This window comes from Methylocystis silviterrae, assembly GCF_013350005.1.
GTDB lineage: Bacteria > Pseudomonadota > Alphaproteobacteria > Rhizobiales > Beijerinckiaceae > Methylocystis > Methylocystis silviterrae.
Genome location: NZ_JABVWW010000006.1, coordinates 98,100 through 114,239, shown reverse-complemented (window position 1 = coordinate 114,239; position 16,140 = coordinate 98,100). Strand labels below are relative to the sequence as shown.

Sequence of the window (16,140 nt, the reverse complement as noted above, 5' to 3'; positions counted from 1 at the left end):
AGCCGCCGCGCTGCGCCCGATATGCGGGACGCAGCGTGAGCAGGCGCGAGAAGGCGCAATGAGCCGCTCGACGTCTCTTTGGGATCCACCGTCGCGGCTCGTCGCCGGAACCGCCGCCGCGGCGCCTGTGCTCGCCGCCGCGCTGCTCGGCAGTTTTGCGACGACGCCGAACATCCCATGGTACGAAACGCTCGCCAAGCCGCCGTTGACGCCGCCGAATTGGGTGTTCGGCCCGGCTTGGACGGCTCTCTACATATTGATGGCCTACGCCTTCTATCGCGTTCTTCGGCTCGAGCCGGCGACGCCAGGCCGGCGCGCCGCGATCATCGTGTTTTTCGCGCAGCTCGTTCTGAACGCGGCTTGGTCCTTCGCCTTTTTCTATGCGCGAAGCCCACAGCTCGGACTCCTCGTTATTTTGCCGATGGCGGCGCTCCTCGTCGCCACGATCGTATTGTTCTGGCGGCTTGATCGCGTCGCGGGATACTCGCTGGCCCCCACCGCCTTCTGGGTGGCCTTCGCCACCTATCTCAACGCCGGGATTTTCGTCCTCAATCGTTAGAAGGGGGCCGAACGCGCCGCGGCGACATAGGCGTCGGCGTCCTGCTGCAGCAGCAGCCGCTCCTTGACGAGCTTGTCGGCGATGACGCGCATGGTCGCGACGAAATAGGCGCGCGATCCATAGCGCTCGACGAGCGCGGGACGCGGATCGGGGTTCTTTTCACGATCCGACTTCGTCGCCGCGAAGGGAATCGCGGCGCCCGCGGCGCAAGGCGGGTCCTTCTTGTCCTTTTGCGCGTTGAAGCCTGTGAAGGTCGCGACAGGGAGCGCGAGGTCGGGCAGGCGCAGGCCGGCGATTTCATTGCCGTCGGCGTCGATCCTGGGAACGCGGCGCGCGCCCTCGGGCGGCGCGGGCAGGGCGGGAATTTTCGGCCATTTTAAATCCTGCGAGGGCGCTAAATCGCCATCGAGAGGCGCGCGCGAGGCGGGCGGCGCGACGCCCTTGGCCGTCCAGTGGTCGAGCGCGGCGAACAGCGCGCGCAGCGCGGGGGCGGAGGGGCGTGCGTTAACGGGCGCGACGCAATTCGCCGTCGCGGTCGACGCGGCGATTCCGGCAAGGTAAAAGCGCCGACCGTTCGGCGGCGCGGCGTTGGTGAATTCGACGCGCGGCTTCTCGCGCCAATAGGCGTCGGCGCCCCAACTCGCGATAAAGCGCGTCGGGACGGCGGGCTCGCGGTTCGCGTCATGGAGCAACAGGCCGTCGAATGCGGACGAGGCGCCAGACATCGCGTCGGCGTCCGAGCCCTGCGCGCGTCCGAGCACGCGCTTCATCTTGAGCGCGCCGCGAAGATGGCCGAGGACATCGCGCAAGGCCGGCTCTCTGGCTCTGTCGGGGAGCTTGCCAAGATCGAGCGTCAGCACGGCAAGGCCGCGTTCGATCGCCAGCGGTTTTATGTCCTCGCTTGACTGCGTCTCGATCAAGATTGACGTCGCGCCGCCGCTTGGCGGCTTCGCGAGCGTTCCGGCGATGTCGTAAGACGTTCCGTCGAGCTTCACTGTCGCGGACATCGCCTCGTTCGCGCCGTCGGGCCGCGTTTCGAATTTCAGCAGTTCGGCGCGGGCGCCGCAGGCAAAGGCCAGCAATCCTACGAGCGCAGCGCCTCTAACTGGCGCGCGCGTCCTTTTCGATCCAGCGGGCGATCTTGCGAAGATCGGCGAGGAAGCTTCGCCACGCCTCGCGCTTATCCGATTCATCCTTCAAGCGTAGCAGAGAGGAGGGGTGAACGGTGGCCAAGAATTGCGCGCCGTCATCGAGGTCAATGATGTCGCCGCGCAGACGCGACACCGCCTCCGAGCGGCCGAGCGCGCCGCGAATCGCGGTCGCGCCGAGCGCCACGATCAGTCCGGGACGAAGCAGGGCGCGTTCGCGATCGAGCCACCAGCGGCAGGCGTCGATCTCGCCGGCGTCGGGCTTCTTATGCAGACGGCGCTTGCCGCGCGGCTCGAATTTAAAATGCTTCACTGCATTGGTGACGAAACATTTGTCGCGGGCGACGCCGGCGCGCTCCAGCGCGATGTCGAGGAGCTTGCCGGAAGGCCCGACGAAGGGACGCCCCGACACATCTTCCACATCGCCCGGCTGTTCGCCGATCAGCAGCACGCGGGCGCGCGGCGGTCCTTCTCCGGGAACCACCTGCGTGGCGTGTTTATAAAGCGGGCAGCGCGTGCAGCCGGCTTCTTGCTCGGCCAACGCCGAAAGCGAAGGGGCTTCGGCGAACAGGTCGACCGCAGGCGGAGGCTTCGCCCGGAGAACGAATTCGGATTTCTCCAACTGTCCCTTCCTCGCGTCGAGCGACGCCAAGAAGGTCGATATAGGCGACACCGTCGCGAGGAAAAGCAGATTTAGGAAAAAGGCGCGACGTCGCCAGGAAGCGGCTCGGGGCGCAATGTCCCGAGCCGCCCCGATCACAGCGTCTTCAGATATTCGAGCAGGGCGCGCTTGTCCGCCGCGCTCAACGCCGTTCCGAAGTCGTGGCCGCAATGGCTGACGCCGGAGCCTCTGTTGCAGTCCGTCTTCATCAGGAAGGTTGACTTCGGCTGCTCCGCGGCCAGGCCGACAGCGGAAATGTCATAGGCCGGGCCGACCTTGAAATCGGCGGCGCGATCCTGTGGCGGCTTCAACAGCTCGGCGAGCGACGGAACCGAGGCGTTGTGCAGATAGGGCGCCGCCGCCCACACGCCTTCGAGGACGCGCGCTTCAAATTTGAGTTTGCCCGGCGTCTCGGGCGCGCGGCGGCAAGCCCATCGTCCTGCGCCCGGCGTGCCCGGAATCTTGTAGACGCCCTTCAGCTCTTCGATCAAAGGCTGCAGAATCGCCAGCGCCACGTCGGCTTTCTTTCGCTCAATCCCGTTTACCGTTACAGGAATGAAGTGCTGCAGGATTGCGCCGCGCGCCGCGGTCGCCAGCACCGAGACGGGCGCGTCGGTTCTGCCAAGGGGCTCGGACACGAAGGGGATGAAGGCGCCCGTCAGCGCGCCGGTGTCGACCTTCCAGTCCGGCGCGAAATATTGATATTCGCGCGCGTCGGTGCCGACGTCCTGAACGGGCGTGCACCAGGTGTCCGGATTGAGCAGACGCGGCTGTCCTCGATCGATCCCGTGGCAATCGGCGCATCCGCCCTCTTCATAGGGACGTTCGTAGATGAGCTTGCCTTGCGCCGCGAGCGTCCTGTCGGTCGGCCAGGGCCATTTCGGCGGGCCGATCCGCTCGACGAGACGCTCCAACTCGATCAGCCCTTTGAAGTCGACCGAATTGGCCTTGACGTAATTGAAGCCCAGAAGATGGCTGGCGTCCTTCTCCGGGAAGAATTCGCCGAAGACGCCGTAGACCTGTCCGACGTTTCGGGCCATGGCCAGAATGCGGTCGCCATTGTCGGCGAAGCCCGGCCACTGCGTATGATCCTGCCGCGGCGCGTTCCAAAGGAACGGCGGGCGCACCGGCGCGTCCGCCTTCCGCATATTTCCCAAAATGATATGCGTCGGGCCGGGGCCGATATCGAGGCCGGTGACGCGGTTGAGGATCATGCCGACGGCGTCGATGCGTCCGGCGCCCCAGGGCCTGTCTTTGGGCAGGCCCGCCTCGGTGATGGCGTGGTGGCGCGCATACCAGAGATCGACTTCGGCGCGCAGCTTGGTCTCTTTTTGCGGATCGTAGCCGCTTCCCAGAACGGCCTTGGCGAACTCAGAGAAGGACGCCGCATCCGCGAGAACCTTCCCGACCGCCGTATCGAGATCGGCCCAAAGCGCGCCCATGTCGCCGAGCGCCGGGCCGCCGTCGATGCGATAGGCCTTGCCCTCGACCTCGATCTGCCGCGTATGGCACGCGGCGCAGCTGGGTCCCAAGACGCCATCGGCGACGACGAAGCCGACCGGTAGCCCCGGCGTCGGGCTCGCGGGGTTGGCCAGATAGCCGTAGCGGGCCAGTCCATCCGCAAGAAAGGGTTGGCCGTCAGCCTTTTTGAGCGCTTTGATCCAGTCCCAGGGGATGAGGCGGGAGCCTTGGCTCGTACGGTAAAAATCGTTCCAGGCCTTTTCGTCCCAAGGGCCGGCGCCCGGAATGGAAGAGGGCTGTTCGACGCGTTCCAACGCCATCGAAGCCGGCGCGCTTGCGGCGAAAAAGACCAGTGTAAGCGCGGCGGCGAAGCGGAAGGATTTCGTGATGCTCATCTCAATTCTTCTCAATGAAAACGGCCGTTACAAACGCGTGGACGCATGCAAAAACTCACGCGAAGCGCATCGCGTTAGGGTCGATGATCGCCAATAGAGTGTCAATACTCCGAATTGATGACGAGTGTTAGAGCTTCGCCATGAAGTTCGCGAAGGCGAGCGAACCTTCCGGCCATGGCCCGTGGCCGCTGTCGACATTGATATGTCCGGCGGCGCCGGCGTCGATGAAGCGCGCGCCGATATCCTGCGCGAGATGCCGCGCGAAGAGCAGGTCGGCATAAGGATCGTCGCTGCTGCCGACCAGCGCCGCGGGGAAGGGAAGCCGCGCGCGGGGCGCCGGCGCAAATTCGGGATCGATCGGCAGCTCCAGCATCACGCTGTCAGAGGGCGGCGCAACGAGAAAGGCGCCGGCGACTTTTTCCGCGATGCGCGGCGCCGCATGCAGCGTCGTGATCACGCCGAGCGAATGGGCGATGACGACGACGGGACGCTCGGAGGCGGCGATGTCGCGCGTCAGTGTGTCCACCCAGTCTGCGCGCGACAATGCGCTCCAGTCACGCTGCGTCACGCGCCGCGCGGTGGAGAGCTTCTTCTTCCAGCGGCTGTACCAATGATCCTCCGTGCCGCCGGTAAGGCCGGGATGGATCACAATGTCGGCGTCGGCCGCGCGCATCAGGCGGTTTCGCGCGCCACAAAGGCGCCGTTGAGCGCGTCCGCTATCAGCTTGCGCGTCTCGGCGACGCCATAGAGCGCGATGAAGGAGCCAAAGCGCGGGCCCTTCTTCTCGCCGAGCAGCACTTCATAGAGCATGTTGAAGAAGTCGTTGGAGACGCCGGGACGCTCGGGCGTCGCGCCCTTGGCGTTAAAATCCTGGTAGCGCGGCGCGGCGCGGGCGACGTCGTAAAGCGCCGACTGAATCTCTTCGGCGCTGGCGTTGTCCATACCGCTCAGCGTCTCGTCGATTTTTTGCAGCACCTGGCGTTCGATCTCGTCGGCGGCCCGATAGGTTTTCGCCGGCTTCACGAAATCGCGAAAATAAGCGACGGCGTAGCCGACGAGCTTGTCGAGCCGCGGATGATTTTCGGGCGTCGCGGATCGCGCATAGCGGCGCAGAAATCCCCAAAGCACGGCCGGATCTTCGGCGTTGGCGACGGCGGCGAGATTGAGCAGCATCGAGAAGGAGACGCTCACGCCCTTGGCGTCGCCCTCATGCGCCAGCGTCTCGGCCTGCGGCGGGTCTCCGGCGTGGATGTGCCAGACCGGGTTGCCGAGGCGGTTCTTCCAGTCCTGGCGCGGATAGGCGTCGAGGAAATTCAGATAGTCGTCGACCGCGCGCGGGATCACGTCGAAATAGAGCCGCTTCGCCGCCGTGGGCTTTTGAAACATGAATTGCGCCAGGCTCTCGGGGCTGGCGTAGGTCAGCCATTCCTCGATCGTCAGCCCATTTCCCTTCGACTTCGAGATTTTCTGGCCCTTTTCGTCGAGGAAGAGTTCGTAGTTGAAGCCTTCCGGCGGACGCCCGCCAAGCGCCCGCACGATCGCGCCGGACAGCTTCACCGAATCGATGAGGTCCTTGCCGGCCATCTCGTAATCGACGTCGAGCGCATACCAGCGCATCGCCCAGTCGGGCTTCCACTGCAGCTTGCAATGGCCGCCGGTGACAGGGGTGGTGAAGGCCTCGCCCGTCTCGGGATCGGTCCAGGAGATTGTGCCGGCTACTGCGTCATAACCGGTCAGCGCGACCTGCATGACGATGCCGGTCTTCGGATGGATCGGCAGGAAGGGCGAATAGGTCGCCGCGCGCTCCTCGCGAAAGCTCGGCAGCATGATCTTCATCACCGCGTCGTAGCGCTCGAGCATATGCTTCAGAGCGGCGTCGAAGCGGCCGCTCTTATAATATTCGGTCGACGAGGCGAATTCATATTCGAAGCCGAAGGCGTCGAGGAAGGCGCGCAGCCGCGCATTATTATGCGCCCCGAAACTGTCATGTGTGCCGAAAGGGTCCGGCACCTGCGTCAAGGGCTTGCCGAGACTGGCGGAGACCAGTTCCTTGTTGGGGATGTTGTCCGGGACCTTGCGCAGCCCGTCCATGTCGTCGGAGAAGGCGATGAGGCGCGTCGCGATACTGCCCTCGGTCATCACTTCGAAGGCGCGGCGCACCATGCTGGTGCGGGCGACCTCGCCGAAAGTGCCGATATGCGGCAGGCCGGACGGGCCATAGCCTGTCTCGAACAGCACGCTTTTTTGACCGCTGGCTTCCACGCGTTTGACGAGCTTTCGCGCCTCTTCGAACGGCCAGGCGGGCGAGACGCGCGCGGCTTCGACGAGTTCGGGCGACAATAGGAGCGGTGCGGACATGGGATGCGAACTGGCCAATCTGTAGCGGGAAGGCGCGCACAGTAGGGAGAGGGGCTCGGGGCGTCAACGAAGAAGCGGCCGCGCCCCGGGGGCAGGCGCCGGACGTCCGCTGCGAATCGAAAGCTCGCGGCTGTTGCGCGCCGTCAATAGACAAGCGCGGGGATGCCGTTAAGCTCGACAGCGCATGTGATTCACCAATCTGGCTTGCGGGAAGGCCGAAGCGATGTGGCGGAGGAGGGAGTGGAGCGGGCCGACCTCCTCCAAAAGGCGACTCGCGCGGGCGCGCAGCCTAATCGCCGCGGCCGGCGCCAGCCTCGCAGCCCTTGTCGCGACGATGGGCGCGCCGGTCCTCGCCGAAGACAGTCTCGTCTCGCTCGCCAAGCAGAAATCGCTGACCGATACGCCGGGCGGCCCCAAGGATCAGCTGCGTAAATTCGGCGTCAACGTCGACGTTTGGGTCACGCAGTTCTACCAGGGCATTCCCGCGGGCGCGATCGACCGGACGGCGCGCTACGGCGGCAAGATGGACATGTTTCTGCGCGTCGACGGCGAAAAGCTCGGCTTCTGGAAAGGGCTCAAGTTCAACGCGCAATATGAGCATTACTTCGGCCGCAACGTGAACCGGCAGGATCTCGCGCTGCTGCCGGTCAATGTCGCCCAGGCGTTCATCGAGCGCGACGGCTATCACTCGGCGCTGTCGATGACGCTGACGCAGGAGCTGAGCGAAGAACTTTCGGTGACGATCGGCAAGTTCAACATGCTGACGCTCGCCGCGCAGACGCCGCTGGTCGGCGGCGGCGGCATCGACACGTTCATGAACCGCGCCTTCGCGCTGCCGTCGACCGGCATTGGCGTCAGCTCGCCGGAAAGCGTCGCCGACCGTCTGATTATCGCGCCGCCCTATCTCCTGGGCGGCGTCGCCGCGCTCAAGACCAAATATTTCGACCTCAAGGTGATGGTCGCCGACCCACGCAACGCCCAGCAGCCGCGCGTCATCACGCGCCCATTCGAGCGCGGCGTCGGCGCCGGTCTGATGGCGACCGTGCCCGTCGAGATCGGCGGACTGCGCGGCTTCCATACGCTGCGCTTCGCCTACAGCAACGCCAGAGGCTTCGACCTCGACGACATCGGCGAAACTCGGCAGGCGATCGCCCGGCTCCGCGGCTTGACCAAAAAGGGCTTCTGGTTCGTCTCCTACGCCGTCCAGCAGTATCTGATGCAGAGCGAAACGAACCCCAAACTCGGCTGGGGCCTGTTCACGCTCGCGACGCTGTCGGACGGCAATCCCAATCCGGTCAGATGGAGCATGCTCGTCGGTCTCGCCGGCTACAATCTGATGACGGGCCGCGAGGACGATCGCTGGGGCGTCGGCTATTACCATTACGGGCTGACCCAGCCGCTCCTCTCCGGACTGGCGGCGCGGCGAATCAATCGTCGCAGCGAAGGCGGCGTCGAGGCCTTCTATAATTTCGCCGTGACCCGATGGCTGCGGCTCTCGGGCGACGTCCAGATCATCGATCCGTGGAATCCGCTGCGGGCGCGGGCGAGCTATCTCGGCCTGCGTCTGCAGACGATATTCTAGTGGATAAAATCTGACGATTTCTTCGAAATCGCTCCGTGTCAGCTCCAGTGCTATGGAGTCCACGAGCGCCGTCTCGGTTGGTTAGCATTGGCCGCCGCCTCTGGCATGTGGGGTTTACTGCGGGACCGGCGTGGCCTCGATTGTCGGCTATGTGCTCGCCCCGATCATTCTTACCGGCGCAAGGGGAGATACGGGTGACAGCAGATATCAGCCCTTCTGCCTTCTTCAAGGCCACGTCGCATGCCTTCAGCGAAACGATAGGCTCCTGCCGGGCGCGCCCAGAACTCGTCGCGCTGCTCTGCGGGCAAGCTTTTGACAGCTTCACGCAAAACGTCGCCCTTCAGGCTGCAGGCGCGCCAGCGCTCGCCTGTCAGGGAGAATGCGCGGCCTGTTGCCGCCTTCGCGTCGTCGCGACGGCTCCAGAAATCTTCCTGCTCGCGCGCTTCATTTCCGTTAACGCCGCCGCCTTTCGGGAGCGCGGCATAATGCTCGGTAAGCGCATCGCCGACGCCGATCAGGCCGTTGGCGGCCTGTCCGAAGAACAGCGACTGACCGCCCAGCATGCCTGCCCGCTGATCGAAGGCGAATTATGCCTCGCCTATAAAATTCGTCCGCTTGCTTGTCGCGGCCATGCGGCCTTCGACAAGGCGTTATGCCTTGCGGCGGTGAGAGGCGAAGCCGTTGAAGCGCCGATCTCCACGCCGCATCTCGTTGTCCGTAGCCTCGTTCAGAACGCCCTGATGGCGGCGCTGCGGCGCGCCGGACTGGCCTGGGGACTCTATGAGGTCAACAGAGCGCTCAACTGCGCGCTCTCCGCGCCACATACGCTCGAACAATGGATATCCGGCGAAGATCCTTTGATGAACGCGCGAATTCCCGACTTCGACCTTATCGAAGCGGCGGCGATTTTGGACGCTGCCGCCACCGCGTAGAGGGCGATTGCGCTGGGTCAGAGGAAGAGACTTCAGTGCGGCGGCATCCAGATCCAGACCGGAGGCGGTCCGGGAAACCGGACATCTTTTGCGATCGTAGCGTCGTCAACATTGTCCGGTTTCAGATAGACATAATAATTATCGACCCGCTGAAATAACTCATTCGTGGGTGTGCTCTCGGGACTGACAAGCATGTTGTTGCTGAAGCGCACATGCATATAGTGCGGCAATAATTCGGTGAATTTCGTGAGGCGGGCCTCAAAAATGAAGCGGTAGAGCTGCCGGCCTGTGACTTTCAGCACCGCGGCGGTCGCGTCGTCGACCGGTGTGAGCGGCGCTTCCTGCCAGCCGACTCCAACCTGCACGAAACCCTGCACGCTCGGCGACATGACGTAAATGGGGTGTTCGGCTTTTGTGTTCTCGAGATAAATCGTCACCTCATAACGGCCGTCGCCAAGCTGCGAAATTGACGCGATGTCGCTCTGCAGAGTGGACGTCGCAAGTTCTTCGAGCGCGGCGAGTCGCTGCCGACCGGCGTCAAGTTCATACTGTTGATAGCGCGCCACGCCGTAATTTGCCGCAGACGCTAAGACGAACATCAGCGCCGCGGCGGCGAAGACGCGTCCCGCTGTCGCCCACAGCGTCTTGCCGAGTTTTTCGAAATCGCGAGCGCCGTCTGCAGCGGCGCCGATCGGGGCGGGCGCTTTTAGCGCGGTCGGTTCGGCGTAGCGGATCGGCGCAGCGACGAAGCCGCGCGGCGCGTCGCTCGGAAGGAGAATGCCTCGCCGCATCTCGAACATGCGATCAGCGCGTTGCGCAAGCGCATGGTTATGCGTGACGAGCGCCATGGCGAAATTTTCTTCTCGTCGCAAATTGTCGAGCAGCGCGAAGATCTCTTCTTCCGTCTCCTCGTCGAGGTCGCTTGTCGGTTCGTCCCCAAGAAGCAATTGCGGCTCATTGATCAAAGCCCGAGCGATGACGACGCGACGCTGTTCGCCGCCGGACATCTGTCCTGGGAAGGTTGTCATCCGCTCAACCAGGCCGACGCGGGCAAGAAGGCCTTGCGCGCGCGCATAGGCGTATTCCGGCGTCACGTCGTTACCCAGCAGGGCCGGCAAAGCGACGTTATCGATGGCGCGAAGATTGGGGAGGAGGCTGGGGAATTGAAAGACGAAACCGATGCGCGCCCGCCTGACATCGGCAAGCTGCGCCTCGGGAAGATCCCAGATCTCGTCCCCCGCCAGTTGAACCCTGCCCGCGGTCGGCGCCGTCAGCCCGCCGACCATGGCGAGCAGCGTCGATTTACCGGAGCCAGATCGTCCGACGATCGAAACGAACTCGCCTGCGCCAACGATCAGATCGGCGCAGATCACCGCTTCCACGCCAGCATCGCCGCCGTAACGCTTGCGCAAACCCTTGGCGGAAAGAATCATCGCGCACTTTCCATCTGGATCATCGCGTAGGGTTCGAGACGCCGTGTCCGCCAAGCGGCGACAAAAGCGCCTCCGACGCCGATCGCGACGCCGCAGAGCGCGGCGGCGCCCGCGGCAATCCATATGATTCCGGCAGGCGGGGCGTCGAAGGGCACGCCGAGCGACGAAAAATAAAAGCCGAGAGAACGGGCAAAAATAAAGATCAGCGAGAAACCCGCGCCGATGCCTAACAAGCCGCCAAAGCCTGTGATGAGCCCCGCCTCGATCAGGGTGATCGATATGATCTGCGCCGGCCGCGCGCCCATGGCCCGCAGCACGCCGATTTCGCGATAGCGCTCTTGAAGGATGGCGGAAAACAACAACGAGACGAGAAAGAATATCGCCAGCATCAGCAAGCCCGCGAAGATCGCCACGCCCCAGAAGAGACTTCCGAGCGATTGGCGCGCCGCGGTGAAGATCGGATTGCCCGTGACGATTTTGATTGCCGGAATCTGTCCAATGGCGAAACGCGCTTGCTCCGCCGAGGCGCCGGGCGACAGTTGCAGGAGGAATGCAGAGACACGATCCTGCGCGATTGACGGAAGGCATTCGGGCCGTCCCGCGGCGTGATCATGATGCGTCGCGTCGACCCCTTCGGAGGGCGAAGACGCGGGCGGATGAACAGGGATATGCGCAGGGCGCGCCCGGATCGCGGCGACAAGTTCGTCGAGCGCGGAAAAACTGATGAAATAAGATTCGTCAAAGGGGCCCACGCCCGTTCGACCCAATCGGCCCGTCACGACCAGCGACCGACCGCAAATCGTCAGGGCTTCGCCAGTCTTCAGCGCGACCCGCTCCCCAACAAGCAAGCCCCCGGTCGCGGCCACGGGTTTCTCCCCCGCGGGCAGCCAAGATTCGACGGTGAAATCGGTCGCCTGATCATAGGCGATCAGATTGATCGCGCGTCCTTCGACGCTCGCGCGGATGAGATGCTGCGCGGCGACCTTCGCCACGCCGGGAACGGCTCTGAGCTTGTCGCCCAGCGCGGCATCCAGATCGAGATCCGTCGGCTGTATCGTGAGCAGCGTGCTGGTGATGTTCACCAAGGCGCCATGCGGCACGACAACGAGATCGGCGCCCATCCGCGAAAAGGTCGTCAAGATTCCTTCCCGCAGCGACCAGCCGGTGACAAAGCCGGAGAAGACAACCCCGACGGCGATCATCACCGCCATGCCGAGCAAAAGACTCCGCAGCAGCCGACGTCCGACGTTCTGAGCGCCGAGCCGCACCAGCAGGAAGCGCGAGCGATGGCGTTTCGTCATAGGTGGAACCGTTATCTGCAGGTCGACGCGGCCTGGCTTAAGGGGCGGGGCCGCTTCGTTGTGTAGCCGCGATCGCTTGAGACGCGCGTCGCTAGGCGCAAGCGAGACGAGAATCGTCTTGCGGGTTCGCCGATCCCGTCAGACTGTGGTGCAGCGGCTGTGGATCAGTTCCTCATTGTTCCGCGGAACAATGACGCAGTCGTGGTGACCGCCAAAGTTCGGAATATAACCAACGGGCTCCAGCGTATCCTGCGTGAAGATGAAAGTTCCTCCTTCGAGCCGCTGGAATCCGCTGAAGATCGCGAGCACATATTTGCCGTCATAGGTGACATGCATCGTCTGCAGGTCAACGCCGACATTCTCGAAGCGCTTGATTGTCGTCCACGTATTGGTGTCGACGACGACGATGGCGCTTTTCGCCGGCTTGCGATGCAGCTCGGAGACAAACATCTTCGAGCCGTCCATCGAATAGGTGATGTGGAACGGGCTTGGCGTTGAGCCGACCCAGTGCGAATCCTTGAACTCGGCGACTCGCTTCCAGTTGCGCGGATCGCGGTCCGAACAATCGAACACGCCCATGCTGTTTTGTCGGGTGTTGTTCGTCATGGTGAACCATTTGCCGTGCGGTCCAAAGCCGCATTCGTGTCCCGAGGACACGACATTGTCCAGCTTGATGTCCCAAATGCCGTCGGCGATCTTTTTAACCGGAATGCTTTCCTTGGTCGTGCCGTCCGGGGAAGAGATGCACGCCACCGGCTCCATCTTCGTCCGGTCGATGACGACGCCGACGGCGAACATGCGAAGCGTCACCAGCGAGAGCGGATGGATCGGATGGTGGACGCAATTATCGGCGCCGGTCAGCGTCTTCACCGAGTCGCCCGGAAGCTGTCCCGAATAGGCGAGATACTCGCCCATGGGCACCATCTCCCAATCGAGCTTGTTTCCCTTGACGCCGCGATAATCGTAGAGCCCGGTGTCAGGCGCCTTTAAGAGACGGGAAACGCGAACGGTTCCTCCTTTGAACCAATTGTCCTCGAGCACGCCGTCCGGCTCGTTTCCACGCCAGTCGAAACGGAATGCGTCGATCACCGTTGTCTTCTGGTTTCCGGTGGCGCGATTGAAGAAGGCGACCACATCCTTTTGCCCGTCCGCGACCGTGAAGCCCGACGCATCCGGGAAAATAACGGTGTGCACGCCAAGTCCGATTCCCGTGGTCTCGGCGACATTCTCGAGCAAATTCATCTGCTGCCCGTCGAAGCCGACGCGATAGATCTGATTGCCCTGACCCCACAAAGGATCGAGCATTCCATGTTCCCGAATCTGAGTGGGGATGCCATAAATCAGGACGTTCTGCCCACCCTGGGTCGAGTTTACGAACTCGAAGCCTTTGCGGGGGTCGGCCGAAGGAAAGGCCGCGAGATGATGGGCGATGGGGCAGCTGTCGCCGTAATTCCAATATTCGATCCAGGCCATCGTCTTGCCGGTCGCAAGATCCTGCACCTGAGCGCCCCCGCCGAGCTTCGTCGGGGTGAGCCAGACGTAGTCGCCGAGCGTCGCAAGACGCGGCGCGTTCGCCTCCGCCGCCGACGCTGAGTCTCCCATCAGGCGTGAGAACAGCCCTGTCGCGTTGGCCGATCTGACGCCGAGAATGGTCCCGATGATTCCGGCCGTCGCGGCGCGCAGCACCTCTCTACGTTCAACCCGGCCACGCTGATTGAGAGGCGGCACAACCTGCGGCGCGGCGAGCTCCGACACCACTTTTTCCGACGGGAAGTTTTGATCGGTAGACATCGGTCTCTCCCTAAGAGCGCAGCGGCTGAACCCAATCCAATGAATCGAGAAGTGAGAAATTGTCTGCGATATAGTTCTTCGCCCGGCAAGCACTTTTGTGAATGCTCAAGATTCGCTTGAGCGAGGTGGTCGCGCTTCTGACTCGGCCCACGAGCTACGCGCCTGGGCGATAATCCGATCTTTCGCCGGCGACCCAGACGGCGGAGACCGAAATATCCGTCGGGTCGAACGCCACCATGTCGGCGCGATATCCCGGCGCGAGGCGGCCGAGCGAGCGTCCGAGACCTAGAAACTCGGCAGGGTGGCAAGAGGCGCAGCGCAGCGCCCGCTCCAGAGGAAGTCCCAGAAGCCGCACACAGTTGCGAACCGCGCTCGCCATCTCGATCGACGATCCTGCAAGCGCACCCTCCTGCGTGCGGCAACTGCCGTCGCGGACCGTAATCCGGCTACCAAGAAGATCGAACTCTACCCTTTTGCCGCCGACCGGCGGCATGGCGTCGCTCACCAGCATGGGGCGTCCGACGCCGCGCATCGCCAATCCCAGCATGGCCGGGGCGACATGCTCGCCGTCGACGATGAGCCCGTAGTAGGCGTCGGGCGATTCGAGCGCCGCCGCGACAGGTCCGGGCTCGCGGGCGGAAAGCGGACGCATTGCGTTGAACAAATGCGTGAAGCCCGTCAGGCCTTGCGCCATTGCGGCGCGGGTTTGCTCATAAGTCGCCATCGAATGACCGAGCGAGACCTTCGCTCCCGCAGCGACAAGTTCGGCGATGAAGCCGTCGGGCGCCTCCTCTGGCGCGAGCGTCACGAGCAATACGCCCGCGCGAAATGAGTGAAGCATTTGGCGATGCTGGGGTTCTGGGCGGCGGATAAACTCTCGCCGATGAACGCCCGGCTTTTGCGGAGACAAAAAAGGGCCCTCGAGGTGAACCCCGAGAATGCCTGGCTCGCGCGGCATGATTGCGCTTACGGCGCCAAGCGCCGCAGCCATCGCTTCATCGCTATCCGTGATGAGCGTCGGCAAAAGCGACGTCACGCCGAACTTGCGATGCGCCCGCGCAATCTTCGCCAAAGCGTCGGGCGTCGGATCGGCGTTGAAAAGGACGTCGCCTCCGCCGTTGACCTGAATGTCGATAAAGCCCGGCGCGAGCCATGCGCCTTGAGGGACGTTGTAAACTTCCATCGAAGATGGGAGTTCCGATCGCCGCGTCAGCGCCGCGATTTGCTGACCTTCAATCACGACGGCGCAGTCGTCATGTTTTTTTTCGCCGTCGAAGACGACGTCCGCGGCCACCGCGTATCGAGAGAAGCCATTCATCGCGTGCGCGTGATCTTTCGCAGGTGGCGCGGCTGGTCGGCGTTCTTTCCGCGCATCGCGGCCAAGCGGACGACCATGGCGTAGAAGCTCTGGATCAGACAGATCGCGTCGGTTTCGGGATGTTCAGGGAGCAATGCTGGAAGCCGGTCGGGCGTCCGCGCCTCCGAGGAGGTGATAAAGACCGCCGCGCCCTTTGCCCTGAGATCCGCGGCGAGCTGCGTCATGCCCGCGGCGGCGGCGTCGGTCGGCGCAAACATGAGCACGGGATAGTGAGGCGCCACCAGAGCAACCGGGCCGTGGAGGAATTCGGCCGAAGAAAAGCACTCCGCGTGGAGGTCCGAGGTTTCCTTCAGTTTCAGGGCGGCCTCGCGCGCGATGGCGAGCGTCGGACCCCGTCCAATCGTGACTAGGCTTTCCGCGCCTGCGATCTTCTCAAGGACGCAGCCCCAGTCGAGGTCGCCGGCGGCGGCGAGGCGATCAGGCAATGCCGTCAGCGCGCGCGCGAGCGCCGCGTCCTCGGACCAAACGGCGACCAGTCGGGCAAGCGCCGCCACCGATGCGATGAACGTCTTGGTCGCGGGAATGCTCAGTTCCGGGCCCGCCGCCATCGGCAACACGAATTCGCAGGCCCGAGCGAGCCCGCTCGCCGGGTCATTTGTGATGCAGGCGGTCACGGCCCCGCAGGAGCGCGCCGCAGCGGCCTGTTCGATGATGTCGCTGCTTTCGCCCGACTGTGAAATCGCGAGAAAGAGCTGGTCAGCCAGGCGCAGAGGCTGATGATAGATCGTCGTGATGCTGGGCGCGGCGGGCGCCACCACGACGCCGAGGTATCGCTCGATCAGATGCTTGCCGAAGGTCGCGGCGTGCGCCGAACTGCCGCGCGCGCAGGTGACCACGACTTGAGGCGGCTTGCGCCGTAACCGATCCGCGAGAACTGGGAGAACCTCGGCGAGCCCGTCACCCTGCCGTCGCACGGCCGCCGGAGCCTCTCGCATATCGGAAATCATCTGCGCGTCGAGGAGGGTCATTGATTTAGGCATCCGGTCAAAACCCATCAGCACAGAGATTGAGCCGGACGCGCGGGAAAGCAAGTTCCAGCGCAGCTCCCGCGCCGGAGCCGGCGTCATGAGCTGGCTGATAGGAAGCTTAGCTTGAACTCTCTCCGTCATTGGCCATATGCGGCTTATCAGCTGGAATTGCG

13 protein-coding genes are annotated in these 16,140 nt (G+C 63.7%); 3 read left to right on the top strand and 10 right to left on the bottom strand.

Going from position 1 to position 16,140, the window contains the following annotated elements:
* The first annotated feature begins 58 nt into the window (after positions 1-58).
* Entirely contained in the window at positions 59-559 is a 501-nt protein-coding gene (locus HUN39_RS09180) for a TspO/MBR family protein (RefSeq protein WP_175094165.1), read from the top strand.
* On the opposite strand, the gene HUN39_RS09175 is transcribed toward HUN39_RS09180, so the two are convergent.
* The 5 genes from HUN39_RS09175 to HUN39_RS09155 form a co-directional block, all read right to left on the bottom strand.
* The gene (locus tag HUN39_RS09175) at positions 556-1,641 is read right to left on the bottom strand and encodes an alpha/beta hydrolase domain-containing protein (RefSeq protein ID WP_232366005.1); all 1,086 of its coding nucleotides are present in this window, start codon (positions 1,639-1,641) and stop codon (positions 556-558) included. The genes HUN39_RS09180 and HUN39_RS09175 overlap by 4 nt on opposite strands.
* 19 nt (positions 1,642-1,660) lie before the next feature.
* On the bottom strand, positions 1,661-2,329 hold the full coding sequence (locus HUN39_RS09170) for a UdgX family uracil-DNA binding protein (protein ID WP_175094163.1): 669 nt from the start codon (positions 2,327-2,329) through the stop codon (positions 1,661-1,663).
* 134 nt (positions 2,330-2,463) lie between these two features.
* Positions 2,464-4,224, bottom strand: a complete 1,761-nt coding sequence (locus HUN39_RS09165) for a di-heme-cytochrome C peroxidase (protein WP_175094162.1) — start codon at positions 4,222-4,224, stop codon at positions 2,464-2,466.
* A gap of 127 nt (positions 4,225-4,351) precedes the next feature.
* Positions 4,352-4,897: an RBBP9/YdeN family alpha/beta hydrolase gene (locus HUN39_RS09160; RefSeq protein ID WP_175094161.1), complete on the bottom strand. Its 546-nt coding sequence runs from the start codon at positions 4,895-4,897 to the stop codon at positions 4,352-4,354.
* Positions 4,897-6,582: a lysine--tRNA ligase gene (locus tag HUN39_RS09155; RefSeq protein WP_175094159.1), complete on the bottom strand. Its 1,686-nt coding sequence runs from the start codon at positions 6,580-6,582 to the stop codon at positions 4,897-4,899. Before HUN39_RS09155 ends, HUN39_RS09160 begins: the two co-directional genes overlap by 1 nt.
* Before the next feature lie 223 nt (positions 6,583-6,805).
* Here HUN39_RS09155 and HUN39_RS09150 point away from each other — a divergent pair, with 223 nt between their 5' ends.
* Both HUN39_RS09150 and HUN39_RS09145 read left to right on the top strand, forming a co-directional pair.
* The gene (locus tag HUN39_RS09150) at positions 6,806-8,164 is read left to right on the top strand and encodes a carbohydrate porin (RefSeq protein ID WP_232366004.1); all 1,359 of its coding nucleotides are present in this window, start codon (positions 6,806-6,808) and stop codon (positions 8,162-8,164) included.
* 194 nt (positions 8,165-8,358) lie between these two features.
* A complete protein-coding gene (locus HUN39_RS09145) occupies positions 8,359-9,096 on the top strand; it encodes a YkgJ family cysteine cluster protein (RefSeq protein ID WP_175094158.1) in 738 nt (245 codons plus the stop codon).
* Between the two features lie 32 nt (positions 9,097-9,128).
* Here HUN39_RS09145 and HUN39_RS09140 read toward each other — a convergent pair whose 3' ends face one another.
* From HUN39_RS09140 to HUN39_RS09120, 5 genes are all read right to left on the bottom strand, one after another.
* Entirely contained in the window at positions 9,129-10,529 is a 1,401-nt protein-coding gene (locus HUN39_RS09140; protein WP_175094157.1) for an ABC transporter ATP-binding protein, read from the bottom strand.
* Positions 10,526-11,830 carry an ABC transporter permease gene (locus HUN39_RS09135; RefSeq protein ID WP_175094156.1) on the bottom strand — a complete coding sequence of 435 codons (1,305 nt, stop codon included), beginning with the start codon at positions 11,828-11,830 and terminating at the stop codon, positions 10,526-10,528. Before HUN39_RS09135 ends, HUN39_RS09140 begins: the two co-directional genes overlap by 4 nt.
* Before the next feature lie 138 nt (positions 11,831-11,968).
* On the bottom strand, positions 11,969-13,621 hold the full coding sequence (locus HUN39_RS09130; protein WP_210266911.1) for a hypothetical protein: 1,653 nt from the start codon (positions 13,619-13,621) through the stop codon (positions 11,969-11,971).
* A 154-nt stretch (positions 13,622-13,775) separates the two neighbouring features.
* The gene (gene nagA, locus HUN39_RS09125; protein ID WP_175094155.1) at positions 13,776-14,939 is read right to left on the bottom strand and encodes an N-acetylglucosamine-6-phosphate deacetylase; all 1,164 of its coding nucleotides are present in this window, start codon (positions 14,937-14,939) and stop codon (positions 13,776-13,778) included.
* Positions 14,936-15,967, bottom strand: coding sequence for an SIS domain-containing protein (locus tag HUN39_RS09120; RefSeq protein WP_175094154.1), 1,032 nt, complete (start codon positions 15,965-15,967; stop codon positions 14,936-14,938). Before HUN39_RS09120 ends, nagA begins: the two co-directional genes overlap by 4 nt.
* Between the last annotated feature and the right edge of the window lie 173 nt (positions 15,968-16,140).